At 34.4% G+C, this 25,453-nt stretch carries 26 protein-coding genes; 13 read left to right on the forward strand and 13 right to left on the reverse strand.

The window, feature by feature from the left end; genetic code table 11:
* Positions 1-103: 103 nt before the first annotated feature.
* Entirely contained in the window at positions 104-868 is a 765-nt protein-coding gene (locus IAI10_RS15220; RefSeq protein ID WP_315674145.1) for an enhanced serine sensitivity protein SseB, read from the reverse strand.
* 46 nt (positions 869-914) lie between these two features.
* Positions 915-2,168, reverse strand: a complete 1,254-nt coding sequence (locus IAI10_RS15225) for a WS/DGAT domain-containing protein (RefSeq protein ID WP_315674146.1) — start codon at positions 2,166-2,168, stop codon at positions 915-917.
* 173 nt (positions 2,169-2,341) lie between these two features.
* Here IAI10_RS15225 and IAI10_RS15230 point away from each other — a divergent pair, with 173 nt between their 5' ends.
* Positions 2,342-2,920 carry a TetR/AcrR family transcriptional regulator gene (locus IAI10_RS15230; RefSeq protein WP_315674147.1) on the forward strand — a complete coding sequence of 193 codons (579 nt, stop codon included), beginning with the start codon at positions 2,342-2,344 and terminating at the stop codon, positions 2,918-2,920.
* Between the two features lie 148 nt (positions 2,921-3,068).
* A complete protein-coding gene (locus IAI10_RS15235; RefSeq protein WP_315674148.1) occupies positions 3,069-4,496 on the forward strand; it encodes an MDR family MFS transporter in 1,428 nt (475 codons plus the stop codon).
* Positions 4,497-4,652: 156 nt separating this feature from the next.
* Here the strand turns inward: IAI10_RS15235 and IAI10_RS15240 are convergent, their stop codons facing one another.
* The 4 genes from IAI10_RS15240 to IAI10_RS15255 all read right to left on the reverse strand — a co-directional run bounded on the left by IAI10_RS15240 (position 4,653) and on the right by IAI10_RS15255 (position 9,571).
* Positions 4,653-5,564 (reverse strand): EamA family transporter, encoded by a 912-nt coding sequence (locus tag IAI10_RS15240; protein WP_315674149.1) that lies wholly within the window; start codon positions 5,562-5,564, stop codon positions 4,653-4,655.
* 318 nt (positions 5,565-5,882) lie between these two features.
* Positions 5,883-6,854 carry a D-glycerate dehydrogenase gene (locus IAI10_RS15245; protein WP_315674150.1) on the reverse strand — a complete coding sequence of 324 codons (972 nt, stop codon included), beginning with the start codon at positions 6,852-6,854 and terminating at the stop codon, positions 5,883-5,885.
* Positions 6,855-6,894: 40 nt separating this feature from the next.
* Entirely contained in the window at positions 6,895-7,488 is a 594-nt protein-coding gene (locus IAI10_RS15250) for a TetR/AcrR family transcriptional regulator (protein WP_315674151.1), read from the reverse strand.
* A gap of 85 nt (positions 7,489-7,573) precedes the next feature.
* The gene (locus tag IAI10_RS15255) at positions 7,574-9,571 is read right to left on the reverse strand and encodes an FAD-dependent oxidoreductase (RefSeq protein ID WP_315674152.1); all 1,998 of its coding nucleotides are present in this window, start codon (positions 9,569-9,571) and stop codon (positions 7,574-7,576) included.
* 1,165 nt (positions 9,572-10,736) lie between these two features.
* On the opposite strand from IAI10_RS15255, the gene IAI10_RS15260 reads away from it, so the two are divergent.
* The 10 genes from IAI10_RS15260 to IAI10_RS15300 all read left to right on the forward strand — a co-directional run bounded on the left by IAI10_RS15260 (position 10,737) and on the right by IAI10_RS15300 (position 17,381).
* Positions 10,737-11,189: a LytTR family DNA-binding domain-containing protein gene (locus IAI10_RS15260; protein WP_315674153.1), complete on the forward strand. Its 453-nt coding sequence runs from the start codon at positions 10,737-10,739 to the stop codon at positions 11,187-11,189.
* Positions 11,186-11,656, forward strand: coding sequence for a hypothetical protein (locus IAI10_RS15265; RefSeq protein ID WP_315674154.1), 471 nt, complete (start codon positions 11,186-11,188; stop codon positions 11,654-11,656). The genes IAI10_RS15260 and IAI10_RS15265 overlap by 4 nt, the downstream gene beginning before the upstream one ends.
* A complete protein-coding gene (locus IAI10_RS15270; protein ID WP_315674155.1) occupies positions 11,640-12,560 on the forward strand; it encodes an ABC transporter ATP-binding protein in 921 nt (306 codons plus the stop codon). Before IAI10_RS15265 ends, IAI10_RS15270 begins: the two co-directional genes overlap by 17 nt.
* The gene (locus IAI10_RS15275; protein WP_315674156.1) at positions 12,557-13,414 is read left to right on the forward strand and encodes an ABC transporter permease; all 858 of its coding nucleotides are present in this window, start codon (positions 12,557-12,559) and stop codon (positions 13,412-13,414) included. Before IAI10_RS15270 ends, IAI10_RS15275 begins: the two co-directional genes overlap by 4 nt.
* A 21-nt stretch (positions 13,415-13,435) precedes the next feature.
* Entirely contained in the window at positions 13,436-13,621 is a 186-nt protein-coding gene (locus tag IAI10_RS15280) for a cysteine-rich KTR domain-containing protein (RefSeq protein WP_315674157.1), read from the forward strand.
* 42 nt (positions 13,622-13,663) lie between these two features.
* Complete coding sequence (locus IAI10_RS15285) at positions 13,664-14,785, forward strand: metallophosphoesterase (RefSeq protein ID WP_315674158.1); 1,122 nt, start codon at positions 13,664-13,666, stop codon at positions 14,783-14,785.
* A 559-nt stretch (positions 14,786-15,344) separates the two neighbouring features.
* The gene (locus IAI10_RS24685; RefSeq protein ID WP_396334400.1) at positions 15,345-15,467 is read left to right on the forward strand and encodes a DUF4158 domain-containing protein; all 123 of its coding nucleotides are present in this window, start codon (positions 15,345-15,347) and stop codon (positions 15,465-15,467) included.
* 484 nt (positions 15,468-15,951) lie between these two features.
* Positions 15,952-16,419: a ribonuclease domain-containing protein gene (locus tag IAI10_RS15290; RefSeq protein ID WP_315674159.1), complete on the forward strand. Its 468-nt coding sequence runs from the start codon at positions 15,952-15,954 to the stop codon at positions 16,417-16,419.
* A gap of 26 nt (positions 16,420-16,445) precedes the next feature.
* A complete protein-coding gene (locus IAI10_RS15295) occupies positions 16,446-16,721 on the forward strand; it encodes a barstar family protein (protein ID WP_315674160.1) in 276 nt (91 codons plus the stop codon).
* A gap of 234 nt (positions 16,722-16,955) precedes the next feature.
* Positions 16,956-17,381 carry a hypothetical protein gene (locus tag IAI10_RS15300; protein ID WP_315674161.1) on the forward strand — a complete coding sequence of 142 codons (426 nt, stop codon included), beginning with the start codon at positions 16,956-16,958 and terminating at the stop codon, positions 17,379-17,381.
* Positions 17,382-17,402: 21 nt separating this feature from the next.
* Here IAI10_RS15300 and IAI10_RS15305 read toward each other — a convergent pair whose 3' ends face one another.
* The 3 genes from IAI10_RS15305 to IAI10_RS15315 all read right to left on the reverse strand — a co-directional run bounded on the left by IAI10_RS15305 (position 17,403) and on the right by IAI10_RS15315 (position 19,735).
* The gene (locus IAI10_RS15305) at positions 17,403-18,467 is read right to left on the reverse strand and encodes a GDSL-type esterase/lipase family protein (RefSeq protein WP_315674162.1); all 1,065 of its coding nucleotides are present in this window, start codon (positions 18,465-18,467) and stop codon (positions 17,403-17,405) included.
* 130 nt (positions 18,468-18,597) lie between these two features.
* Positions 18,598-18,972, reverse strand: a complete 375-nt coding sequence (locus IAI10_RS15310; protein ID WP_315674163.1) for a DUF1304 domain-containing protein — start codon at positions 18,970-18,972, stop codon at positions 18,598-18,600.
* 13 nt (positions 18,973-18,985) lie between these two features.
* Complete coding sequence (locus IAI10_RS15315) at positions 18,986-19,735, reverse strand: MBL fold metallo-hydrolase (RefSeq protein ID WP_315674164.1); 750 nt, start codon at positions 19,733-19,735, stop codon at positions 18,986-18,988.
* A 219-nt stretch (positions 19,736-19,954) separates the two neighbouring features.
* Here IAI10_RS15315 and IAI10_RS15320 point away from each other — a divergent pair, with 219 nt between their 5' ends.
* Positions 19,955-20,923, forward strand: a complete 969-nt coding sequence (locus IAI10_RS15320) for a Gfo/Idh/MocA family oxidoreductase (protein ID WP_315674165.1) — start codon at positions 19,955-19,957, stop codon at positions 20,921-20,923.
* 135 nt (positions 20,924-21,058) lie between these two features.
* Here IAI10_RS15320 and IAI10_RS15325 read toward each other — a convergent pair whose 3' ends face one another.
* The 4 genes from IAI10_RS15325 to IAI10_RS15340 form a co-directional block, all read right to left on the reverse strand.
* Entirely contained in the window at positions 21,059-22,387 is a 1,329-nt protein-coding gene (locus IAI10_RS15325; RefSeq protein WP_315674166.1) for an MATE family efflux transporter, read from the reverse strand.
* A gap of 127 nt (positions 22,388-22,514) precedes the next feature.
* Positions 22,515-23,063, reverse strand: coding sequence for a TetR/AcrR family transcriptional regulator (locus IAI10_RS15330; RefSeq protein WP_315674167.1), 549 nt, complete (start codon positions 23,061-23,063; stop codon positions 22,515-22,517).
* Positions 23,064-23,075: 12 nt separating this feature from the next.
* Entirely contained in the window at positions 23,076-24,233 is a 1,158-nt protein-coding gene (locus IAI10_RS15335; protein WP_315674168.1) for an MFS transporter, read from the reverse strand.
* A gap of 160 nt (positions 24,234-24,393) precedes the next feature.
* Complete coding sequence (locus IAI10_RS15340) at positions 24,394-25,398, reverse strand: VanW family protein (protein WP_315674169.1); 1,005 nt, start codon at positions 25,396-25,398, stop codon at positions 24,394-24,396.
* Positions 25,399-25,453 lie beyond the last annotated feature (55 nt).

Below are 25,453 nucleotides of genomic sequence, written 5' to 3' on the forward strand. Positions count from 1 at the left end.
AAAAATCTAAAATGCAAGAAAAAAAGTGCACTTACAAATGCTTATATTTCTGGCATTTTCAGTACACTTCGCTATACATACATATTTTTATATAATTTTTTTACTATTTAAGAAATCTTTTCTTTTTATAAAATGGTTTCACATCCTTTACTACATTCTTTCCAAAATCAGTACCTATAGATATCATATCAATGTACTCATCTTGTCCCAAGTAATTCTGAGCCACAGCTGCTATCCTTGGAAATAATTCATCCTTATTGCCAGTAAAATCTACCACTAATAATAGATTGCCATTATTCTCATCTTCTCTATGAGCCCAAAATAAATAGCAGCTATTCACCTCTTTATGTTCTTTAAAAAATTCAGTTAATGCTTTTACCATTTCATCAGGATAATTAGCTGGCTGTCCCAATAAAATTTTGGTATCCTTTTCTATGGTTACTTCCGACTTTCTCTTAGAGAAATACTCCATAGCTTCAGGAGTAATGATGAGATTTTGTCCGTAAGGATTTATTACAAAACCTCTTACATTGGCTATATCCTTTAACACCATCTCTTTTAACTCATTATACGTAAGTATCAAGGTTTGTTCACTATTTTTTGACCATTTGCCAAGCTCTTGCCAATCAGTAAAAGCAATAAAAAAGTTCTCATTAGCAGTGTTAGTAATCATTTTAAAGCTTATAGTGGTCTTCTTTTTGATCACGCCATTTTTAATTTTTCCATCCACTATCACTGGAACTAAAAAATGTGCTTTATTGATTTCACCTATCAAAATAAGTTCATTTTCAGCATTTTTATTTTCAAAAAAAACATTCATACTGGAAACTAAATCTGCATTAGTTACTGGCTTATTCACATCTATCATAATGTAATCCTCCTAAGAACTCATATAATTATAGTATAAAATACTCTCATGCAAATTCCAATTCATTGTCAAAGCTTTTTAGGAATTCATTTATCTGCACTTTATCTTTTAAGCTTCCATGCATATTTATGCTTAAGGTAGATTTATCATCAAAGGTGGTGACAGCTATTTGAAAATATTCTTTGTATTTAATAGAGCCACTCATATACGCATCCTCAATTACTGCACCATAAAATAGCAGTCTTTTTTTATCTATCAAGCCTATATTGGTCATAGCTATGGGCGGATTCTTGAAGGTCTTAGTAACAACCTTTTTAGATATCTTATAAGGCAGGAACTTAAAAGCTGTCTGCAAAAGAAGCATAGCCTTCAATGGAGAAGCATTTTCCTTTTCAGCATCCATGGTCTTTTTAATTTTAATCAGAGTCTCATCGAAGCTTTCTCCTATATCATCCACATAACATATCATATTAGACACAAGATTACAAATTCCTTCAGCTTTTCTATCCTTTATATATTTTCTTAAATCCACTGCACAGGGAATTGGAAAATTGCTGCATTTTAAAAATTTTTTCAGAGTTCTTAAATATGCTGAAAGCATCACGTCATTTATGGTTGCTCCATTTTTCTTTGCATAAGCCCTTATTTTTAAAAATTTTTCTTTTGGAATTTTGTAAGTTGCTATGAATGGATTTCTCTTATCTCCTTCCAGCTTAAAACTATTTCCGCTGTCATATTTAGATATTTTAGAAGAGGTAAACAATATCCTTGCCTTTTCCTTAAGGCTTAACTGACGAAATACCTGATCCAGGCTTCTTGAACCCATTTTTTCTTTTAGCTCACAGCTGCCTTTAACTTTTAAATCCGAATATATGCTGCTTAAAATATATAGATATTCTTTAAAACCACCTGCATCCGATAGCATATGATTAATAATAATGCAAATACTATCCTTAGTTTTTTCCCGTATTATATATACCTTCATTTGAGGGCCATTAAATTCTTCCGTCCTTGTTACTATTATTTTATCTATATCTTTTTCCGGGTTTTCACTTTTTATCACTTCTAATATATCTTCTGAAGTTGCACTGCCTTTCTCCCAATAAGCCTTAAAAAAACCTTCCACGTATCTGGAATTAATTAATGGAAACACCTGAAAGGATAATTCTATAGCCTTTTTCAAGCAAACTTCATCTATATGGTTTTTTAAACTTATTAAGGTGTGAAGCTGGTGATCATTGAAGTCTTCAAATATCATTTGAAGCATATCAGAAGCCTCTGCATTGTATCTTATACTCATCAATATCAGCCCCCATTTTAAGCTTTTTATACTATTCTCTCATATCTATTATACGGCTAAATGCTAAAATAAGGATATACTATAAAATATTATTTTCTTGACTTAAAGCAAATAATATTTATAATATGTATGTAGACCAGTCGTTATAATATTGTATAAGAAGGGATATACTTATGAAAAATTCAACTGATTCTAAAGAAAAAATCCTTGAAGCTGCTTCCAGATTATTTCAGGTTAAAGGCTACAATGCTACTGGCCTAAATGAAATCTTAAAAGAGAGTAACGCTCCAAAAGGCTCTCTATATTATTACTTTCCAAATGGTAAAGAAGAACTTGCTTTAGAAGCTATAAAATTAGCTAGCAGCACTATAAGAAACAGATTAAAAAATACTTTAAACTCTAACTCAGATCCAAAAAAAGCTGTGGAATGCCTTATTGACAATATAATAGAGGATTTAAAAGAAGACGGAAGACCAAAGGATATTTCTATAAGTCTCATAGCTTTGGAAACCTATTTGACCAGTGAAACCTTAAGAGAAGCTTGCAAGGAAGCTTTTTCAGCTCTTGATGCAATGTACTCTCAAAAATTGATTAAAAGCGGGATTAAAGAAGGTATTGCAAAGGAATTAGGTATATTCATACAGGTTATGATAGAAGGTGCCATAACTGTTTCTGTAACTCAAAAGAACCCAGAAGCACTTTTATCCGTGAAAAAGCAAATAGGAATATTATTGAGCTTATACTTAAAATAAGAGTATGTTTTAAGTCAATATAAAAATCAGCACTGGTTTAAAGCAGAAGCAAATAAATTTAAGTCTACGAAAATTTAAAACCTTTCGTAGATTGTTTTTGTACTAATTATATAGACTGGTCTAAATACCGATAGGGAGATTAATATTAATGGAATTAAAAAAAACTTATACAGAAGAAGACGGGAAGTACAATGTCAAAGCTATAATGTTTGTACTGCTGCTAGGAAGCTTCCTAGCTTTATTTAACGAAACAATTTTGAATGTGGCGCTGCCTAAATTAATGGTGGAAATGAACATATCCGCTGTTACCTCCCAGTGGCTTACAACAGGCTACGTGTTGGTAGTTGGAATTCTTGTCCCTGTTACTGCCTTTCTCATCAACACTTTTACCACAAAACAATTATATGTAAGTGCAATGGGACTGTTCTTGCTTGGAACCATATTAGCGGCAGCTTCTTCATCTTTCACTACTTTACTCATTTCAAGGCTAATTCAGGGCTGCGGTACAGGCATGCTCATACCTATAATGATGAATTCTGCTTTAGTGATAACACCACATGAAAAACACGGTTCAACTATGGGCTTGTGCATAAGCATAATGACTCTCGGTCCTGCTCTTGGGCCTACAGTTTCTGGCTTGCTGTTACAATCTTTTAGCTGGCATGCATTATTTATACTTATAATACCCTTCATAGTAATTTGTATAGCTGGAGGTCTTATATTTTTAAAGAATACTTCTGAGATAACAAAACCTAAACTTGATTATTTATCTATAATACTATCAACTATAGGTTTTGCAGCAATAATATATTCTGTTAGCTCTGCTGGAAGCTCATCCTTGACCGAAACATTAATCTTATTTGCAATAGGCCTAATAGCGTTATTTGCTTACGGAAAGCGTCAGTTAATTTTAGAGCAGCCGATATTAGAAATAAGGACTTTGAAGAAGGCTAAATTTTCCATAGGCATAATTCTCGTTATATTGATACAGATGTTTCAGTTTTCAATAAACATGCTTTTACCTATGCTGCTTCAGGACGGTTTAAAAACCTCTTCCTTTGTATCCGCCTTATCACTGCTTCCTGCTATTTTACTAGGCTGCATATTAACTCCTTTTATAGGTAAGATTTTTGACAAAATAGGAGGAAAGGTATTGATTCCTAGCGGGCTTGCTATAATGTGTCTCTTCACTTTTATGATGTCTAGAGCTACACCTTCTTTTTCAGTAGCTATCATGGCTCTGCTTTATTGTTTCATAATGCTAGGGCTTTCAATGTCCATGTCCACTAGTCAGACTATGGCTCTCAGCCAATTGAATCCTAAAAATAGAGCTGACGGTGTAGCTATAGTAAACACTGCTATGCAGATAGCGGGTGCTTTAGGTTCCGCTCTTTTTGTGGGAATTATGACCGTATACCAAAATAAATATCTGGAAAGTGCTGCTAATGATCCCGTTAATGCTATATACAGTGGATTTAGACATTCAGTAACAGTGGCTGCTGTTCTTATGCTCCTAGGCTTCCTATTATCTTTTAAACTTAATTCAAAGAAAAAAGCAATGAAAAATGAAAAATGAAAAATTAAGAATTTTGGTAGGAATTCAGCTTTGCTGGATTCCTACCAATTTAGTTGGACTAGCCTAGATAATATCATAAATAAGATAAAAGGAATCGACTCAAAGAGCGATTCCTTCAATAGTTCCTAATTCTTACCTCTTAATTAAAATCAAACACTAATTATTCCTTTTTTCCCTTAACAATCCATTTACTTTATCCGCTGGAATTATACTAAATAAAACTCCTCCAAGTATTAAAACTGCTCCGCCTATAAAAGATAGGGTTATGGTTTCTCCTAGAAACAAGCATCCTAAAATTGCTGAAATCATGGGCTGCAAGGGATAAAAGAGAGCACAGCTGCTGGCTTCAATTATGGATAAGCTCTTATTCCAAAGCATATGTGCGAGAGCAGTACATATTAACCCCATATATAACAGCGAAATCGCCACTGACGGCTTAAAGATTCCTACATTTTTTGTTGTGGCTAATTCTATTACAGAGATTGGCAGAGTACAAATAGCCGCAATCAAAATTCCATAGGTAGTTATTGTAATTGCGTCATATTTTTTTGCTATCTTTCTTACTACTACACTCATTAAGGACCATAATATTACAGAAACAATAGATAACAATATTCCTAATACATTACCACCCTTGCCTTGTCCACCTATAATTATGTAAACTCCAATAAGAGTAGCAATTACAGCTACAATCTTGTTAATTGTTATCTTTTCCTTAAGTATTATAACTGCGAAAATAATTATAAATATTGGATTCACTGAATTTATAAGAGATGCCAAAGATGCATTTGATAATTTTGTTCCTAAAAGCTGAGCTCCTATTCCTAAGAAATAACCTACGATCCCTACAAATATAAAATATTTATAATCCTTTGGATCAATTTTTTTAGATTTGGCGTCTTTTCTTGTTTGTAAAAAAATAAACAAAGCTATTCCTGATATTAAGTAACGTATAAATAATACAGTAAATGCTGGCACCTGATTTAATACAAATTTACTTACTACATAAAGACTTCCCCACGCACTTACAGTAATAGTAAGGAAAACATATGCTAAAGTCTTGTTCATTATATTCATCCCCTAGACCTTTTTAACTTTTATTTGAAAAACGTTTCTATTATAGCACCAGCATTCACTAATGTAAAAGGAACTGTCGCAAAAGATTATTTATTCTATTCAATTAAGAAGTAAAATGTAAAAATTTATAGTTATTGAAGAAATCGTCTCTTTATGAGCCGATTTCTTTAACTTATAAGTTTATAATAAATTCAGCAAGGCTGAATTCTTACCTTCACTTTTAATTCTTAATTTTTAATGGTTAATTTGATATTATCTATTTCTCTATAAATAACTTTATCTTCATTGTGAGATAGCCCCTTTTGTTTATTACTTCAGCTCTGGAACTATATTAGGCGGCACCTCTCCCATCAATGCCTTTACAAGATTTTCTGCTGCTATCTTAGCCATATCGCTTCTTGTTTTTTCCGTAGCTGATCCAATGTGGGGAACTGTAACAACATTTGAAAGCTTAAGAAGAGGATTATCTAAGTTAATAGGCTCCTGCTCATAAACATCCAGCCCTGCTCCAAATATCTTATTTTTTTCAAGAGCTTCAACTAGCGCTTCTTCATTTACCGTCTGCCCTCTAGATGCATTGATAAATATGGCAGAACTTTTCATTAAAGCAAATTCTTTATGATCTATTAAGTGATAGGTATCATTAGTAAATGGAACCATAAGAACTATAAAATCAGAGGTTTTTAGAAGAACTTCCAGCTCAGAATATCTTATGCCAAGCTTACTTTCTGTCTCAAGTTTTCTTCTTCTATTGTAGTAGCATACATCCATATCAAAACCAAGCTTAGCTCTTTTAGCTACTGCCTCTCCTATCCGCCCCATGCCTATTATACCTAAGGAGGCATGATGCACATCTAATCCAAATATATTCTTCTTACTAGAAGGTATCCATTTGCCCTCCTTCACATATCTGTCAAGTTCTGCAATTCTTCTGGCTGAAGATAGCATTAGCCCAAATATTAAGTCTGCTACTGTATCATTTAGTACGCCCGGTGTATTTGTGCCTATTATATTTCTTTTTTTCATAGCTTCTATATTGAAATTATTGTAACCCACAGAGACATTGCTAACAACCCTTAATTTAGGCGCATGCTGAAGCAATTCTTCATTTATATTAATTCCAGATAAAATCAATCCTTCCTTATCCTGCAGTTTTTCCAATAATATCTCTTCAGTAATGGTTCCTTCACCATCCCATTTTTCATATTCACAAAATTCACCGATATATTCTTCCACTTCTTTAGGAATTTTCTTTGCAATAAATACTTTTGGCTTATTCAAATGTATCCCTCCGTTCTGTATTTATATCATATATATTTAATTATATCAGTCTTTTACCTATTATCCCATCAAGGAAAATAGCTATAATCTTTTTCATTTCTCCTTTTAAATCCCAATTCCCGTCATATAAACACCATTCATATATGACTCCTCTTGCAGTTATAAAAAGCATGCTGTTTATGTCTTCCGTGGAATATGCCGGACTAATCTCTCCTCTATTTATTGCTTCTTCAATAATATTATTAAGCACATTCTGCATGCCCCTGCCCTTTGTTATGAACATCTTATTGTCAGAAGTATGAAGATTTTTGGTAAGCTCTAATCCTTCAGATATATTAAAATCTGCATATCGGTCAAAATACTCTACAACCTTGCCCTTAAAATCCTCCGCTTTCAAATTATTTGCTACTTCTTCTACAAAGTATTTATCTGCTCTATTAAATATCTCACTAAAGAGATCAAATTTCGATTTAAAATAATAATAATAAGTTCCGACAGAAACTCCCGCTTCTTTGGCTATCTCTTCTACAGTAACTCCATCAAAACCATGCTTTTTTATGAGCTTTACACCGCAGTTATATATTTTATTTTTCGTAGCTTCCGCCTGCTTAGCACGACTAGTTTTCTTTTCCATAGGATATGTACACCTCACCTCAGCTGTTAAAGGCTATGTTAAAAACAGGAGCCTACAAAGCTCCTGTTCTGATTATATCACATATTTATATATTTGCAGCAACCTCATAAGCATCCCAAATAGCATACATTATATTTGAAACCTTACGAGCATCACCTATAAGATGTAAATCTTCAACTTCATATTTAATATTTTTATAAAGGGCTTTTTCTGAGCTGTAGCCTACAGCTAAAATAACACTTGTTGCCTCTAGCTCTCTGGAAGTTCCATTTACATCTACTAAAACTCCCTTTTCTGTGGTGCTTATAACCTTTGAGGAGGTGAGCACTTCAATTCCGTTGAAAGGAATAAGTCTTTCCAGCATTTCAGAATTAGCATGACAAAGGGGCCCATTTAAAGCTAATAGCTTATTCTGAAGTTCAACTATAGTAACTTTTTTACCTTTATGAGCAAGGTCAAGGGCCAGTTCACAGCCTACAAGTCCTCCGCCTACTACTACCACCTTATCTCCTGCATCAACCTTGTTAAGTAAAACCTCTTCTGCTGTAAATACCTTGTTCTTGTCTCCTAAATTAAATATTTTAGGCTTTGAACCGGTAGCTATAATCACAGAATCTGCCTTACTGTCCTTTATAATCTGCTCATTAATCTCTGAGCTTAAATTAATTTCTACCTGAAGCTCTTTTAAAGTATATTCATACCAAGCTACTAATGCTAAATCATCTTCCTTAAAATCAGGAGCTCCTCCTGGAAGAAGATTTCCTCCAAGCCTTGCAGATTTTTCATAAATAACTGGTTTATGACCTCTAAGGGCTAAAACTCTAGCTGCTTCACAACCAGCTACTCCCCCTCCTACAATAAGAACTTTTTTGCTCTTAAAGGCAGGGGAAAGTGCAGCTTCCTTTTCTCTGCAGGCAGCTGGGTTAACTGCACAGTTTAGCGCAGAATACTCCTGAATACGTCCCATACAGCCTTCCTGGCAAGAGAGGCATGGTCTTATGGAAGCTATTTTGCTGGCACGAAGTTTATTAACATAGTCTGGATCAGCAAGTAGCGGTCTTCCAAGACTCACCATATCACAAGCTCCATCCTCCACAGCCTTTAGAGCCAAATCAGGATTATCCATACGACCTGCGCAAATAACAGGTACATTTACAGCTTCCTTAACAATCTTAGCGTAAGGAATATATAATCCCTTTGCCTGATACATTGGGGGATGACTCCACCACCAAGAATCATAGGAGCCTACATCTACGTCCAAAGCATCATATCCATACTGAACAAGAAGTTTAGCTGCTGCTACACCTTCCTCTAAGTCTCTTCCCTTTTCTTCAAATTCTTCTCCTGGAAGGGCTCCTTCTCTCCAATCCTTTATAAAGCTCTTAGGACTATATCTTAAAGTTACAGGGAAATCTTCTCCGCATCTTTTCTTAATTTCTTCTACAATCTCTCTAGCAAATCTTAATCTATTTTCTAAATCTCCACCATATTCATCGGTTCTATGATTAAAAAAGGATATAGCAAACTGATCCAAAAGATATCCTTCATGAACCGCATGAATCTGAACTCCATCGAAACCAGCACGCTTGGCATTAAATGCTCCATCTCCGAATTTCTTTACTATGGACTTAATCTCTTCAATAGTCAATTCTCTACAGGTCTTATCTAACCAACGATGCTGTATTGGTGAAGGTGCCACTGGAGGAAACTCTCCTAAATTTGTAGGTATTGTAACTCTTCCAAACCCAGCACTTAATTGAAGAAATACCTTTGAATCATATGCATGTATTCTTTCTGTCATTTCTTTAGCTGTACGAACAAAATGAAGAGGGTTATGCGTAGAACAAGGTACACTTGGCATTCCATGTTCCTCCACCTCATTATCTACAAAGGTTACACCTGTGATAATAAGTCCGGTACCTCCTTTAGCACGAGCAGTATAATATTCCACACCTCTTTGATTAAAACCGCCTTCTGCATCCGATAGTCCTAAAGGTCCCATAGGTGCCATAGCAAATCTGTTGCTTATCTCTAGGCTGCCTATTTTTACTGGTTCAAACAGTTTCTTATACTTTTGAGACATCTTCATACAACCTTTCATTTTTTATTTTCACTGAATGTATTCAGTGAATAAATTCAGTTTTAGTTTAAACCTTATCATTTACATTGTCAATGTATTAACAAAGATTTAATTTGTTTATTTTTTCTATCTAGCTTACATATCATTAATTTAATTTAGAGTAAAATACTTTTTTCGGTTTCTTTTATGGCATGTCCTTTACCTATAAGCCCTAACTTATCATAACGAGCATCTACTCTGAGGTACGGCAACGATTTATATAGAAACGGAAGCAGAAAGTATTTATATGTAAAAAATGTTTGAAAAAGTCTGTTTTTCATAATAAACGTTTATTAATTATATGCTAATTTTTTTAACATGATTTTAATAAGATTTATGCACACTTTAAATTGTTTGATAAGGTGTATCTTTTTTTAGCAACACAGCGGAACTATGAAGATGCCGCTGTGCTTTATTATACAATGATATAATCCAATGTAATATGACACAACACATGACCGTCAGAGCAAAAAGTCCTATGTTTTGAAAAATCCTATTCTTGCTGTTTTGTGCAAAAAGCATGTATCTATCCTATAAAAAATAACCTATGCAGGCTACCCACCTCTTACTGCACCTTACCTTCTATATCCTTGTTTAGCCGCTTATTATGATGTTATGATATATTTAAATTTTAAATTATGTAAGCGGATACTGTGCTGCAAAGTAAAGTTAGGAGGCGAGAAAAATAAAAGTGAAAATATTTGCGATAAAAGCAATTAACTATATTTGTATATCCTTTACCACTGTTTCTATTATGATGGTCTTGGTTGCTCATGCTCGGCTGTTGCCTGGCTGGCTAAGAGCTGAACCGCCCCAACTTTTAGTAGTATGCGTATTGCTTAGTAGCATACAAGTAATATGCGACACAGCTCCCATTATCCAAAAATATCTCAGCTTACGAATACTTATTAATGTAACTATGCTGTGTATTATGGGCAATAGCGTTTTTCGCTGGTTTGGGTGGAAAGGAATGGCTGAGAATTTTGTTTGCGCAGGAGCTTACTTTCCCTGCCGACGGCTGTTATGGGCTTTATCTTATTCCCGCCGCCAACGAAAAAAATAAACTGAACCAATAGATAAATCTAAGAAGATACAATATAAACATTCCAATATATTGGAGGTGCACCAAGTGAAATTGATACTTGATCAAAACCCCGAATACAATGAGCCGGAAATTCGGCTTTGCTATAATGTCATGGATGAACGCCTGGTAGCACTTGTAAGGCAAATCCAGCTATACTTATTTTCCATAACAGTTACTCGCGACCGTAAGCAATACTCTATTCCTTTAGAAAGTGTTTATTACTTTGAAAGTGTTGATGATAAGACCTTTGTTTATTGTAAAAACGAAGTGTACGAATGCAGCTTACGCCTGTATGAGTTAGAGCAACAGATGGAGGGCAGTAGTTGTGTGCGCATTTCGAAAGCTTGCATACTGAACACTCTTCATGTGGAAAGTGTTCGTCCTCTGTTTGGAGCAAAACTGGAAGCATTACTTGAAAACAGAGAAAAAGTAATTATTAATCGGCACTATGTACCTACATTAAAAGCCAAATTAGGGATTGGAGAGGGTTCTAAATGATGAAAAAACATGTAATGAGAGCAATTTACTACATCGGTATTTCCTTTACCACGGTTTCTGCACTGTTGGTGGTGACCGAATTTATAGGAATATTACCTTATGGTTTAAGACCTGCTCCCCTTCAACTTCTTATAGTATGCGTATTGCTTAGTGCTGTTCAAGTAGTATTTGATATTATTCCGGCAATTGAAAATCGTCGTTTTCTGCGTATACTCATCAATCTTAACTTGTTATTCATTGTTGGTGGGCGAATGTTTGGCTGGTTTGTCTGGAACAACAACGATTACGGGTTTGGGCAAGGACTTCTATCTCTCGCTGTTGGAGTCATAGCCTCCATTCTTGCATACACCGCCGGCTCCCTCTACATTAACTATAGAATGCGAAAAGATGCAGAGGAAATTAATCGTGCTCTTAAAAAAAGGAGCCACAAATCACTGGAGGAAACTAAAAATGAAAAAGATAATTGAAGTACAAAATCTCGTTAAAAGTTATGGAACTGTAAAAGCTGTTCGAGGCATTAGTTTTTATGCGGAAACAGGTTCCTTGTTTGCGCTGCTGGGAGAGAACGGTGCAGGCAAGTCTACCACCATTGATATGCTGTCTACCTTATCCCAGCCAGATGGGGGCGGCATTACAATATGTAACTATACAATTGGCAGGGAGGACGAAGCAATCCGAAGCAAAATCGGTATTGTATTCCAGCAAAGCTTATTAGATGCTGATCTTACTGTGAAAGAGAATTTGCAGATAAGGGGTTCTCTATATGGGCTTTCCCGTAAAAAAATCAATCATCGTATTGATTCTTTGAGCCAATCATTAAATTTATCCGAGTTTCTGAATCGGAATTACGGTAAATTATCCGGTGGGCAGCGCCGCAGAGCTGACATTGCCCGTGCTTTACTACACGAGCCAGAGCTTCTGATACTGGACGAGCCCACTACTGGGTTGGACCCCGTATCCCGTAAAGCTATTTGGCAAACTGTGCGTGATTTACAACAAAACAATGGTACTTCCGTATTGCTTACTACACATTATATGGAAGAAGCTGCTTCTGCCGATTATGTTGTCATTATGGGACATGGAAAGATATTGGCAAAAGGAACATCGTCCCAGTTAAAGACCCAGTTTGCACATGATACACTGACACTTGAAGTTCACGATAGTGATGCTTTGATTGCTGTATTAAGTGATATGAAAGCAGACTACAAACGGATTGGAAACCGATTTACTGTCAGGCTAGATGAAACCCGTTCTGCATTGCCTATGCTGGCTGAGCTTCAAGCTTATATTTCCAGCTTTGAGGTAACACAAGGTTCTCTTGAAGATGCATTTTTGCGCATTATCAAAGAAGGCAAGGAGGTAACTTTATGATTAATCTTGCAAAACGAAACCTATATATTTACTTTCGCAGCCCCAGTAATGTGCTTTTATCTTTGATGGCAACGCTGATTGTTCTATTGGTATATATATTGTTTTTAGGCGGTAATTCTGGTGCAACTTATCCCATGCTCGACAATAGCAATCTGTTTATGAATACTTGGCTTTTGGCTGGTATGTGTGCCCTTGCCCCTTTGTCCACATCACTGTCTATTGTATCAGCCATTATAGCTGACAGAATGCAGGGAGTTGACAGGGACTTTCTTGCTTCCCCGGTTGCTCGTTACAAAATAGCAGGAGGCTACCTCATTAGTGGAACGACAGGTAGTTTTATAGTAACGTGTACGGTGTTTATAATAAGCCTTGTATGGTTGGTTTTGTCGGGTGCAGCGGTCCCTAGCTTGACTATTTTTGTGAAATGCTTGATTATAATTGCTCTTACTTGCATTTGTTCTTCCTGCATTACCTTTTTTATTGCAAGTCTTATCCGTAAAAACGGAGCTTATAATTCAATTGGAACGATTGTGGGTACATTGGGAGGATTTCTTTCTGCAATTTATTTACCTTTTGGTCAACTTCCCTCTGCCATGCAGACAGTAGTAAAACTGTTTCCTCCCAGCCATGCCGCTGTACTGATGCGCAGTACGCTGCTGGAAGGTATATCTTCGGTAAGCTATGCCAGTACACCAACCGCAGATTTAGCTAAGGTATTTAAATATTTAGGTGTCCGCTTATCTTCATCAAATGGGATTATCCCACTTTGGACGAGTTTTGCGGTGTTGATTAGCTGTGCTATTTTGTTTTTTGGACTTTCCTGCTTCTCTGTTTCTTATAAAAGAAGTAAATAAGTTACAATCAGAGAGGAAAACATGAAGCAAGAAGAATGTATATTATGTCCTAATTGCAATAATAAAACACGCCTTAAAATAAGAAAGCATACTGTAATTGAGCGCCTACCACTATTTTGTCCCAAGTGCAAAACGGGAAGTCTTATCAACGTAAAACAACTAGACATTTCAATAATCACAGAGCCAGACGCTAGGACGCAGAGCTGAAAACTACATTATTATAACAAATTTAATAAAAGGAGGAGAAAAATGAAATTTATTTTTATTAGTGATATTCATATAGGTACAAATTATCCAGAAAACTGGTATCAAAAATCTGTCCATCAGAAATATCTTAAAGCAATTTTACAATATATACAAACAAATGCCCAAGAAATACAGGATGTTATTATGCTTGGAGATTGCTTTGATTCATGGATGTATACACCACAACCTCAAATTTCAGCTACAGTAACTGAAATTATAAATAACAACCTTGATGTATTTACTAGACAAAGTGATGGAGATTTTATTACATGTATGGATAGTATACAGGGAAATTTATGCTATGTTTATGGAAACCATGATATGACTATAGATTTTAACAAGTTAAACAATTACACGAAACTTCAGAGTAATAAAAGCAAACAACTAGTATGTTTAGATAGAATTTATAGCAAAGATGGTATTTATGCTGAACATGGTCATTACTATGATTTGTTTTGTAAATCTAATTATGATAGAACGAATAAGTATCAGCCATTGCCCATAGGTTACTTTATTTCAAGGGCTGCAACATTGTATTGTCAGCAACAATTGAAGAAAAGTGGTAAAAATAATTCATCTCAATTAGATGTTCATGGAGACCCAGGTGTGTTCTCGATTTTAAATATTAGTGATCTTAGATTTGATGGAACCTTAGCACATATTATAATGTCAACTCTTTCAAAATTAGTTGGATATGATGATTTAAGTAAATTAATTTTTACAATGCCTGATGGCACATCAATAAGTGCAGCAGAGGTTGAAAAATTATATCCTAATATTATAAAAAGTCTAGATGACCTTACTAGTCTGCTTATGGTTAATGTAAATAATTCTTTAAACAATCAAGGTGCAAATTTATGTAATACAAGCTATATGGGAATCAGAAATAAAGTTGTAGTAATGGGACATACACATGTACCTGTACTTCAAAAACATAGTTGCTTTGATGGGGAGGCTATTTATGTAAATTCAGGTTTTTTGTGCCCAGCAATCCCAGACATGCAGAAAGGAGGAATGATGACATTCACTGAAGTTGAACAAAACAGTTCTAGATTTACAGTCACAGTAAATAAAGTTAATTATCCAGACGGAAGTATAACACCTTTAGTGCATGATTCTGTTTGATATTAAATTTTTAAACAAAATATGTGAATGCTATCACTAATGAGCAGATAAAATAGTAAATAACGTAAGTTCGAAAAACAAATTTTTTATGAATAAATATGGATACGTAAAATAGCCATTTACAAAGGATAATATTACAAATCCTTACCTTTTGTGACAGATTCATAAGTTTGTTTTGTGTAGCAATGGAACAAAAAACGGCTATAAGCATGGAAATAAATAAATAAGATTCCAATTGCCTGTACACTTGGATCTTATTTATTTTCTTATTTTATATACCTAAATACCTGAAGTTTACAACATATATTCTAATTCATCACAACGAGCATCTACTTCAATAAAACAGTTTTTTAAAACGGCTTCATTATTCATTTGTTGAACTATGTTATATACTGTGTTTTCTAGATCATGAACTGTTTTATATGGAACATAGAATATATACTCTCTAGATTTTGGGTTAAGTTCATTCAGTTTATAATTTAACTTTAGATACTGTTCAAGGCTTTATCAATGCTTTTATCTTTGCCTCTTGCTCTACCACCCTTTCTTCCCCTAGTCCTTGCACTTTCAATCCCTTCCTTGTGGCGCTCATAACCGTATTGGTTACGCCATTCAGCTTGGAACTGTTCGCTTCTTAGGTACTTTTCTTTCAGATCCTACTGCTTACTTGGTTTGGTTGTAAATGCTATTGTAGTTTGGAATACAAAGTATATGAAAGTTGCCTAGATGCAATTAAAAAAGCTAGACAACCAAGTTATGATTTTGATATACAACGTTTATCACCTTTAGGTTATGATCATATCAATATCATGGGAAAATATTCTTTTATTCTTCCTGAAGAAATTGATCAATATGGGTTATGATCGCTATTATTAATAGATAAAATAATTAACACCCTAGGAGAAGATTAATTTTCTTTCCTAGATTGTTAAATTTCCAATATATTAACTTCCTTATTCCGGTTTTCTGTTCCATTACTACACAAACCTCTTTTATAATTAAATGTTATGTATTTTTAGTTTTTGTTAATATATGTTAATATATTTTTATTTTTATTCCTATACTATGGAATTTATTGTATTATTGTTTTGTAAATATTTTTATTTACTTTTTCCCACGATTATTGTATATTACCTTAAAAAACCTTAGGAAAGGAATGTTATTAAATGAAAAAAATATTTAAAAAGCTTAGCTTGCTTATGATAGTAAGCTGCCTATTCATTTCAATATTTTCTGGAGCATTTGCCCTTAAAGCTCATGCATCTAATTTAAACACTGTAAACAAAGCTAGCTATAATAATGTAATAAACGACTTTCAAGGAGTTGCTGACTACATTCATGAGTACAGACATTTACCTAGCAACTACATAACAAAGGCAAAAGCTCAAGCCCTAGGCTGGAGACCTGGTGAAGACCTTTGGGACTATGCGCCTGGTAAGAGCATAGGCGGAGATGTTTTTACAAACTCTGAAGGAGTTTTGCCAAAAGCTACAGGTAGAACTTGGCATGAATGTGATATAAACTATAATGGAGGCCATAGAGGTGCTGATAGATTAGTATACTCAAACGATGGATTAATATACGGAACCTCTGATCACTACCAGACCTTTACTTGCTACTATCGCGGGTACTAAAATAATTTTATCAAGGAGAAGCATTTATGAAAGAAATTATATTGGAGGGCTCATTATTTACTAGCAGACAGGAATTGCATAACATACTTAAATCTGAGCTTATGCTTCCCGAATACTACGGAAAAAACTTAGACGCCCTATGGGATTGCCTTACTACTGATATTGAATTACCTTTAAAAATTCAATGGCTCGATTTTGAAAAAAGTCAAAAATTTCTTGGAAGCTACGCAGAAGATACAAGAGATTTGTTTCTTCGTGCCAGCGAAGCTCTAAAAGGAAACCTTGAAGTGGTAATAAGTTAATGTTTAGGATTTGTCTTAAAACATAGCCAATATTTAAAGCTTGTGGGAAAAGAAAAAATGTCATCTTATAAAAGGATGACATTTTTTTGCTTGCTAGTAATGTAATATAAGCTCTTTTTTAAAATATTGATATTCTTTTAAAACATAACCTTAATATAAATAACTTGCTTATTTTTAGGACATAATATTATCGTTAACCCATGATAAAATTATTTATGAATAGGATTGATAACTATGAAGAAAAAAATTGCTGCTATAATAATTTTACTTATTATATTTTCCCCCTCATTACCTGCTGGTGCCGAAGATTTTAAGTATGCGGAAATCTTTGATCCAAAGAAGGATGCAGTAGTGAAGGTTGTGCAGATGACACCAGAAATAAATGCTATGGTTACGGATTGGATAATGAAAATAAAAGATTTCTACAAAAATGATCCTGCTACGGATGATGGATATGCCGTAAGAATTCCTATAACCCCGGAAGTTAAAATTAATTCAAGGGTTCTTAATGGAAGCATAAATGAAGTATATATAATAATTCCTGAAAAGGAGCCTCCGTGTTTTATGATTTTTGAAAATGCTAATAAACTGAATAGCTATCCTTTTACTGGAGATATAAAGCTTCTTTCAAAAAGTTTAGGATTTAAGCTTAGTAAATAAAAAAGCTGCACAGGCAGCTTTTTACCATCTCATAACATTCCTAACTTTATCAATAAGCTTTTTTGACATCTTATCCTGAGTCTTTAAGCTCGGATGCCAATCGGAGCCTATTCCATCGCTCTCTAGTTGAACCTCAAAGAACATTGTATGTATTTTTTCATCTTCCGTATCCATCTTGAATTTATCAACTGCTGCTTCTACTGCTGGGCATAGCTCATGTCCCATGGCTCCCAAGGTACATATTATATGGGAATTTGGGTTACACCTTCTTACCTGATGAAGGAATTTATAGTAACCTTCTGAAAACTGGTCCATTCTTTCTTTAATTGTTTTTGTGTAGCTTGCATCGTTTGTGCCCAAATTAATAACCACCAAATCCGGCTGAAATTTATGATTATCCCAAATCTCATATTCATCCATTCCAAAGCTTTTATCTAATGCTGCATCCGTATACTTGTACAGGTTTGGCATTAACCATTCTTTAGTGTTAGGTACATCTTCATCTGTCCAAGAAGAAATTACACCTATACCACTCCAGGAAACGCAGTTGAAATCGGCATTAAAATGACGTGCTGTCTTGGCTGCATAGGCTTCCCATGGATTTTCCTGAGTGGTATTAAAAGTATCTACGTTCCACAGTCCTTCTATGCCATAGCCGCAGGTTATAGAATCTCCTATGAATTCTATTCGTCTTTCTTTCGGAGCTGTAGGATGTATGTCTTCATTACCTTCCACTAATATTTCTTTTATGCCTACCTTAGCAAAAGCTGACTCCGATACCTTCATTAATCTTATTTTGACTCTTCTCAATTCATTACTTTCATATATATCATAAATAGCTTCATCCTTTTCCAAAGGCATACGTTTACTTGGCTTAGGTTCATCATCTATAAAGACAGCTATCCAAGCCTTTAAGTTATCTTCCCATTTAGCTCTGTCTGAGCATAATTTAACGCTAGCCTTGGTACCTAAAAATTCAAATTCTATTCCAGAACAAGAATAATCCATATATCTTATATCTTCTAAAACTCTTGTCCTACCTAATATTCTTACCTTATCTTCAGTGGCTTTAAAACTAACTTCCATGCTGTTCCCTCCAAAATATAAAAATAGTATAATTTCAGCTTATAATCACTAAAATTATACTACGTTAACATTTATATTCCTACATTTAAATTAAAGAAAAAAGTGTGCATTTTAAAGCACTGTCTGCAGCCTATATAACTTTGCTTATAATCAATAAAAACATTGCTATTATTGCTATTCCGCCTTGCTTAACGATAATCTTTTTATTTGCTGTAAATGCTCCATATATGGCCGCAATAATTACACAAGCCAAAAAGAAAAATTTTAAGGAATCATTTAAAGCAGCTTTAGAAAATAAACTCCAGAATAATCCTGCAGCCAAGAGCCCATTATATAGTCCCTGATTTGCAAACATAACCTGAACCTGTTTTTTTGAAAGCAGTTCAGGATCAGTTCCAAAAGTTTTTTTAGCCATTTCAGACTGTATAAAAAACATTTCGAGAACCATTATAAAGGTTTGCTCAAGGGCCACCACAAGAATTAAAATAAATAAAATTGTCTGCATGATATCAGTCCTCTTACAGCTTCATAATCTTTTTTTCTTCCAGGTTTGCAATTCCCTCTGGAGTATGAGTGGAAAGATAAACTGTTGGATTATTTTTTATAAATTCTCTAACCTTATTAAGAGTTTCTCTTGCAGCTTCTCTATCTTCAAATACCACCGACAACTGATTCTCTATTAAAGCAGCATCGGTATATGTAACATCTCCATGAAGCATATAGAAAACCCCATCCTCTTCTACAATTACAATACTATTACCTTTAGTATGTCCTGGGGCAGATATTAGATATACACCATCTGCAATTTTTTCACTGCTTTCAAAATTATGATATGCACCATTTTTAAATTCTGCTCTTACAATATTTTCTCCGCTAAGTTTTAGAGCATCGGCTTCTGCTGGAGAAAGATAAATTTTAGCATTTGGAAAGCTTCTTAGTTCTCCTGAATGGTCTGGATGCTTATGTGTTAGTAATATTTTACTTACATCCTCTGGAGCGTAACCTAAAGCTTTTAAAGCTTCTACATAACTCTTTATTTTAGTTCCCTGATATATTTTCTGACCTTCCTTTGGCGGCATTTCAGGTGTCTCCGCTGGAACTCCAGTATCTACTAAAATAACTTCTTTTCCTGTATCTATAACATAATTTTGAAGACTTGATGGATAAGTTTTTGAAGCGTCTAAAGTGCTCTTATCAGCACTGCCTCCAAAAGCAAAATCCTGTGTCATAAATCCATTTTCATATAGTTTCACAGCTTTGATTTTCATAATATCCTTCTCCTTTAAAATGAATTATTATCTATTAGGATTTTTATAAAACTTAAAATTAAATTGTGTACAATATTATTTTATATCATATGTATTTTTTTGTCAATGGCTTTGTGCAATTTATTTTTAGCTAAATAATCCAAAACTTCATTGACTTAGAGTAAACTGTAAGCCTTATAATATTAATATAGGACCCCGATGAAAGGAGATATAATTCTTATGAAGATAGCTATACTAGGTGCTGGCTCCATAGCAAGATCTATGGCAGCTACTATAAATCAAATGGATGAAGCCACAAACTATGCTGTAGCCTCCAGAGACTATAAAAAATCAGAAGCTTTCGCCAAAGAATTTGGCTTTGCAAAAGCCTATGGCTCTTATGAGGAGATGTTATCAGATCCAGAAGTGGAGCTTGTTTATGTTGCTACACCCCATTCTCATCATTATGAACATGTAAAAATGTGCCTAAATCACGGAAAGCATGTGCTATGCGAAAAATCTTTCGCTGTTAATACAAAACAGGCAAGAGAAATGCTTGATTTAGCTGAAGGTAAGAAGCTTTTGCTCACAGAAGCTATATGGACTAGATACATGCCTCTTCGAAGAACTCTAGATGAGGTTATAGCCACCGGAATTATAGGAAAGGTACATATGCTCACTGCAAACCTTGGTTATGTAATTAATCATATTCCAAGACTAATAGACCCAGCTTTAGCAGGTGGTGCTCTTTTGGACGTAGGAGTATATCCTATAAATTTCGCTCTTATGACTTTTGGTAATGATATTGAAAGAATTGAATCCACAGCTGTTTTAACGGATAGGGGAGTGGATGCTCAAAACAGCATTACTTTGGTGTATAAAGATGGAAGAATGGCAGTTCTAAACAGCACTATGATGGCTCAGACTGACCGTCTTGGAATAATAAGCGGAAGCAAAGGGTTCATAGTAGCTGAAAATATTAATAATTGTGAAAGATTTAAAGTCTTTGATATTAATCGAAAGGAATTAGCCTGTTATGAGGCTCCTAAGCAGATATCTGGTTATGAGTATCAGGTTATCTCCTGCATTAAGGCTATAAAAGAAGGAAGACTGGAATGTGAAGAAATGCCTCATAAGGAAACTATAAGAGTTATGGAAATTATGGATAGCCTAAGAAAACAATGGGGAGTTATTTATCCAGGAGAATAAAATATTTTTCTTGTACACCATTAAAAATTCTAATTAAACAGGCTGTGCTTAATGCAAAAATACACTAAGCACAGCCTTCTTTATATCCTTAAATTTCATAGTCAAAGCCATAGCTCTGCTACTTCAGTTTATCTATTATTGTATTTGATTAAAAAGTTTATGTTTAAAAATACCGAAGCCTAAAAATGCAGTGCAAGCTATCCATATAACCGGCTCCGTAATACATATGCCAAAATATCCAAGCCTAGGTGCTAAGTAATATGCCGCTGCCACCTTTCCAAAAAGCTCTATAAAGCTTGCTATTATAGGAATAAGCTTTTGCCCTATACCTTGAAGTGCACTTCTTACTATTATCAAAATTCCTAAAACATAATAAAAAGGTGTATCTATCCTTAAATATCTTGCTGCAATATTTATAACCTCGGTTTGGCTTGTACCAGTAATTCCTGAAATCACCAAAGGCACAATGGTATATGCAGCTAATACACACAAGGTTGACCAGCCCCAGGATACAATTATTACAATTTTTAATCCTTTTTTTATCCTGTCAGGCTTTTTAGCCCCAAAGTTCTGACTTGAAAAAGTAGCCGCTGTTACTCCCAAAGTACTTATTGGCAGCATTAATATTTCCGAGATTTTACGAGCTGCAGTATGAGCCGCAATAGTAGTAGTACCAAAATCATTAATGGCATTCTGGAGCACTACAGTACCTATAGATACTACTGAAAGCATCAATCCCATGGAAAGTCCAGTGCTATAAAGCTCGGAGGCCATAGCTAAATTTATTTTAAAATCTTCTTTTTCCAATTTCAAAATTGGATAGGCTTTTAATATATAAATAAAGCATAGCACAGCGGATAAAAGCTGAGACAATATGGTTGCAAATGCTGCTCCTTGAATACCCATTTTAAAATTCAAGATAAAAAGATAATCAAGGGCTATGTTTACTACTGTAGATATACTTAGAAAAAATAATGGGCTTTTAGTATCCCCTAAAGCTCTGAGTATACCAGCCTGCATATTGTAAAGCATAGAAAAGGTAACACCTAAAATCATGACTATTATAAAATCATAGGCCGGCTTAACAACCTCCTGAGGAGTATTAAGCAGAGCTAACATAGGCTTTGCACTTAAGACGCCAATAATGGTCAATACTGTTGAAGTAGCTAGTCCTAAAATTATAGTGCCTGCCACTGCTTTTCTCATCTGCTTTAAATCATTAGCTCCAAAAAAGCGGGCTATGACAACAGCAAAACCATTAGTTATTCCTACAGCAAAGCCTATTATGAGTCCAGTTATAGGTGCTGTAGCGCCAACTGCTGCCAAAGCATGTATACCTAGCGTTTGCCCTACAATCACAGTATCTATAAGATTGTAAAGCTGTTGAAATAAATTACCTATAAGTATTGGTACTGTAAATAATATCATTAGTTTTAAGGGATTTCCCCTGGTTAAGTCCTTCATAAGTTAGGTCTCCTCATATTTGTGATAGTAATATAATAACATAATCTGCAGCTTTAGGACTACCCATATATTTCTGCGTAAGCTATACATAAAAAGCTATTTCAATGCCAGCAGCTAATGGCAAGTCTTATTTTAGTACACCATGCAGCATTATTTCAGTTACTTCCTTCAAAGCACCTTTTATAGTCATATCATTTTTGCTTAAAAACTTATAATCCAAAAAGGTGCTGCTTATGCTTTCCAGCATAAGACTTACCGTCCGAAGATTTATATTCTCCTTTATGACTCCAGACTCTACTCCTTGCTTTAGTATCTCCTCTGCAAGTTTAAGCTTAAAATTCTTTAATTCCTGAACTTTTTCCCACTGTTCATAGTAAAATTTATAGGCTTCATCTAAGACATTCACCGGGAGCTTATATTTGTGATAAGAATATATAAGAGAATTCATTTTAGCTTCTAAGGAGCAGTCTTTATTTACAGCCTCCAGTGTATATTCCTTATCGCTTTCTATTATTTCTTTAAAATATTCAACTATTATATCATCCTTGCTTGGAAAGTATTTATATATAGTTTTTTTACTTACCTTAAGCTCTAAAGCTATCTCATCCATTGTGAACTTTCTTAAGCCTTTAATTTGTATCTTTTCAGCAGCGGTTTTCATTATTATCTCTTTCATATCAAATCAATCCTAAACTTTATTTTTACTTTGAATAAATATTCCCATTACAGCTATTACTATTATTAAAATCAAAGTTGCATTCTCATTTAAGCTCCATAAAATTCCTGTAACAGCTGCTCCAATAAAGGAACCTACATATTGAAAGCTATTTATTATCCCATTAGCGGCTCCTCTATAGCTATCTTCTGCAATATCATTAGCCAAAGAAGGTATTATAGTTGCTAACGAGATATATCCAGTCATAAATAATATACTACCTATTAATATAAAATAAAATGATTTATTATTAAAGTAAAAAACTATCCCTAAAGCAGTTATGATGAAAGCAATCCTTATAAGCTTCTCTCCAAAGCCTTTCTCAATGTACTTAACGGATTTTCTCATTAAAATTATTGCTATGATTACAGCTGGCATAAATACCTTCCACATTCCATCAATCCCAGTGATACTCTCAAGGTATATGGGTACCACATAAAATACTGAAACCATAATAAAATTATTGAAAAATCCGGCTAAATTAAGCGATAGAAACCTTTTATTCTTAAGCAAGCCCTTCATGCCATCTCTTATACTTACCTCTTGGCTTTTATCTTCTCTTTCACTATCCTTTAAGAAAAATAATATGGTAAACCATACGATTAAGATTAAAAAAGCACATACTAAAAACATCTGTCTTACGGATAAGTATCTATTAATCAAAGGCCCTAAGGCAAAGGATGCTGCAGCTGCAAAGCCTATTATTATACCTAATATGCTTAGGGCTCTAGGTCGTTTTTTACTTTCTACGCTTCCCGTTACCCAAGAATAGCCTGTGGCTATAATAGCTCCGCTACCCTGCAAGGCTCTGGCTAGGATAAGAATATATATATTTTTAGCTAAAAATGCAATGAATAATCCTATTATTACCTGCATGAGCCCTATTAATATAACTGTTTTATTTCCTATTTTGTCACTCCAAACTCCAAAAGGGATTTGAAAAATAGCCTGTGTTAACCCAAAGATACCAAGTGCAATACCTGCTAAGGCAGCATTGCTGTACATAAGTGTTTTGCTATAGGTTGATATAAAAGGCATAACCATGGTCATAGCTATTTGCCTGATGCCCAAAGCTAGGCTTATAGTGATTAAAAATAACAATTCTGTATGTGAAAATGCTTTATTTTTCATAACGTCTCTCCTCTAGGAAACTATTTTAGTATTTTTAGTTTCCTAGAATAAATATAAATAATTTTTATCATAATGTCAATATCCAATCTGCAAAAAAGAGGTAATACCCTATAAAGATGTTACCTCCTGCGACTATGCATATATGAAAATAGTTAATTATCTATGTTCCTATCTCACAAATAGACGGAAGCGGGGAATATACACTTTTCCCTAGCTTTTTTGTAATGACGGTACCATCTGAATCCTCTATGGTAACCCAAGTATTTAAAACCGCTCCGTCCATACCTATAACAACCACTTTTTCTTCGCCACCCTTTAAAGATTTATTTTTTCTATATATGGTTTGAGTTCTTTTTATATTTAAGAATTCGTGATGCCATTGTATTTTGGGAGGCCTTACATTTCCGTAAAAACCAATATACAATTTATTGCCTATGCTTTTACACCATATTAATAGTGGTGAAGCAGTGTTATTCTTAAATTTGAAATCTTTAGCTCCATAGCACACCGTGGCATCTTGACCATAAGGCACATAGGAAACCGGCATTCTATGCGCATGTCTTTCTACTATAGGAAGATTGCTCATAACTGCTACATTATAAAGTGTTGATGCTATTTTACATACCCCTCCTCCTATAGTAGTTGTTATGCGAGATCCCGCGTAGGTAGGCCCTTTTTTATATCCCCTGTCAGTTACATAGGGACCTATTGTATTATTTTGCGAGAATACTTTATTGGGTTCAACTACTGTTCCGCATAGCAGTTTTGCACCTATATGAACATTTTCTTCTTCTCCAGGAAGAGGATCATTTAGTATTGAGCAATAAGCCGCCATCATTTGTTCAGTTCCATATGCCTTTCGAAATCTTTTGAAATTAACATCATTTTCCCAAGGTACCGAAGTAACTGCACTGGAAGTAATCAAATATTTATACTTTTGGGTAAGATCTTCTTCCTCATCTGAATTTGCTGAGTTTTCGCCGCTGTTTAATAATTTATTTTTTAATTCATTTCCATTAAAAGTGCTTTGCATAGTTTTTGCTTCACAGCTCCCATAATTTAAATTACAGGCTTCTGATTTATTATTTATATTCGTGACTTTAAAAATATAAAGAACAAATAGCACTATGCAAGTAATTATACCAAAGTACCTTTTTATTCTCATTTCTCTATCTAAGCTCCTTCTATAGGATGTTAAAATCATTGACTTAGATATTATA

Origin of the sequence: Clostridium sp. 19966, assembly GCF_032335695.1 — a bacterium.
Lineage (GTDB): Bacteria > Bacillota > Clostridia > Clostridiales > Clostridiaceae > JACTOJ01.

What these genes read in the sequence shown, in the direction of transcription:
- IAI10_RS15305 (WP_315674162.1), bottom strand. Translation starts at nt 18,467, where the DNA reads ATGGAAGTTAGTTTTAAAGCCACTGAAGATAAGGTAAGAATATTAGGT.
- IAI10_RS15335 (WP_315674168.1), bottom strand. Translation starts at nt 24,233, where the DNA reads ATGAAAAATAAAGCATTTTCACATACAGAATTGTTATTTTTAATCACT.
- IAI10_RS15255 (WP_315674152.1), bottom strand. Translation starts at nt 9,571, where the DNA reads ATGTCTCAAAAGTATAAGAAACTGTTTGAACCAGTAAAAATAGGCAGC.
- IAI10_RS15220 (WP_315674145.1), bottom strand. Translation starts at nt 868, where the DNA reads ATGATAGATGTGAATAAGCCAGTAACTAATGCAGATTTAGTTTCCAGT.
- IAI10_RS15330 (WP_315674167.1), bottom strand. Translation starts at nt 23,063, where the DNA reads ATGAAAGAGATAATAATGAAAACCGCTGCTGAAAAGATACAAATTAAA.
- IAI10_RS15235 (WP_315674148.1), top strand. Translation starts at nt 3,069, where the DNA reads ATGGAATTAAAAAAAACTTATACAGAAGAAGACGGGAAGTACAATGTC.
- IAI10_RS15320 (WP_315674165.1), top strand. Translation starts at nt 19,955, where the DNA reads ATGAAGATAGCTATACTAGGTGCTGGCTCCATAGCAAGATCTATGGCA.
- IAI10_RS15310 (WP_315674163.1), bottom strand. Translation starts at nt 18,972, where the DNA reads ATGCAGACAATTTTATTTATTTTAATTCTTGTGGTGGCCCTTGAGCAA.
- IAI10_RS15265 (WP_315674154.1), top strand. Translation starts at nt 11,186, where the DNA reads ATGATGAAAAAACATGTAATGAGAGCAATTTACTACATCGGTATTTCC.
- IAI10_RS15290 (WP_315674159.1), top strand. Translation starts at nt 15,952, where the DNA reads ATGAAAAAAATATTTAAAAAGCTTAGCTTGCTTATGATAGTAAGCTGC.
- IAI10_RS15285 (WP_315674158.1), top strand. Translation starts at nt 13,664, where the DNA reads ATGAAATTTATTTTTATTAGTGATATTCATATAGGTACAAATTATCCA.
- IAI10_RS15250 (WP_315674151.1), bottom strand. Translation starts at nt 7,488, where the DNA reads ATGGAAAAGAAAACTAGTCGTGCTAAGCAGGCGGAAGCTACGAAAAAT.
- IAI10_RS15280 (WP_315674157.1), top strand. Translation starts at nt 13,436, where the DNA reads ATGAAGCAAGAAGAATGTATATTATGTCCTAATTGCAATAATAAAACA.
- IAI10_RS15340 (WP_315674169.1), bottom strand. Translation starts at nt 25,398, where the DNA reads ATGAGAATAAAAAGGTACTTTGGTATAATTACTTGCATAGTGCTATTT.
- IAI10_RS15240 (WP_315674149.1), bottom strand. Translation starts at nt 5,564, where the DNA reads ATGAACAAGACTTTAGCATATGTTTTCCTTACTATTACTGTAAGTGCG.
- IAI10_RS15230 (WP_315674147.1), top strand. Translation starts at nt 2,342, where the DNA reads ATGAAAAATTCAACTGATTCTAAAGAAAAAATCCTTGAAGCTGCTTCC.
- IAI10_RS15300 (WP_315674161.1), top strand. Translation starts at nt 16,956, where the DNA reads ATGAAGAAAAAAATTGCTGCTATAATAATTTTACTTATTATATTTTCC.
- IAI10_RS15225 (WP_315674146.1), bottom strand. Translation starts at nt 2,168, where the DNA reads ATGAGTATAAGATACAATGCAGAGGCTTCTGATATGCTTCAAATGATA.
- IAI10_RS15295 (WP_315674160.1), top strand. Translation starts at nt 16,446, where the DNA reads ATGAAAGAAATTATATTGGAGGGCTCATTATTTACTAGCAGACAGGAA.
- IAI10_RS15325 (WP_315674166.1), bottom strand. Translation starts at nt 22,387, where the DNA reads ATGAAGGACTTAACCAGGGGAAATCCCTTAAAACTAATGATATTATTT.
- IAI10_RS15270 (WP_315674155.1), top strand. Translation starts at nt 11,640, where the DNA reads ATGAAAAAGATAATTGAAGTACAAAATCTCGTTAAAAGTTATGGAACT.
- IAI10_RS15315 (WP_315674164.1), bottom strand. Translation starts at nt 19,735, where the DNA reads ATGAAAATCAAAGCTGTGAAACTATATGAAAATGGATTTATGACACAG.
- IAI10_RS15275 (WP_315674156.1), top strand. Translation starts at nt 12,557, where the DNA reads ATGATTAATCTTGCAAAACGAAACCTATATATTTACTTTCGCAGCCCC.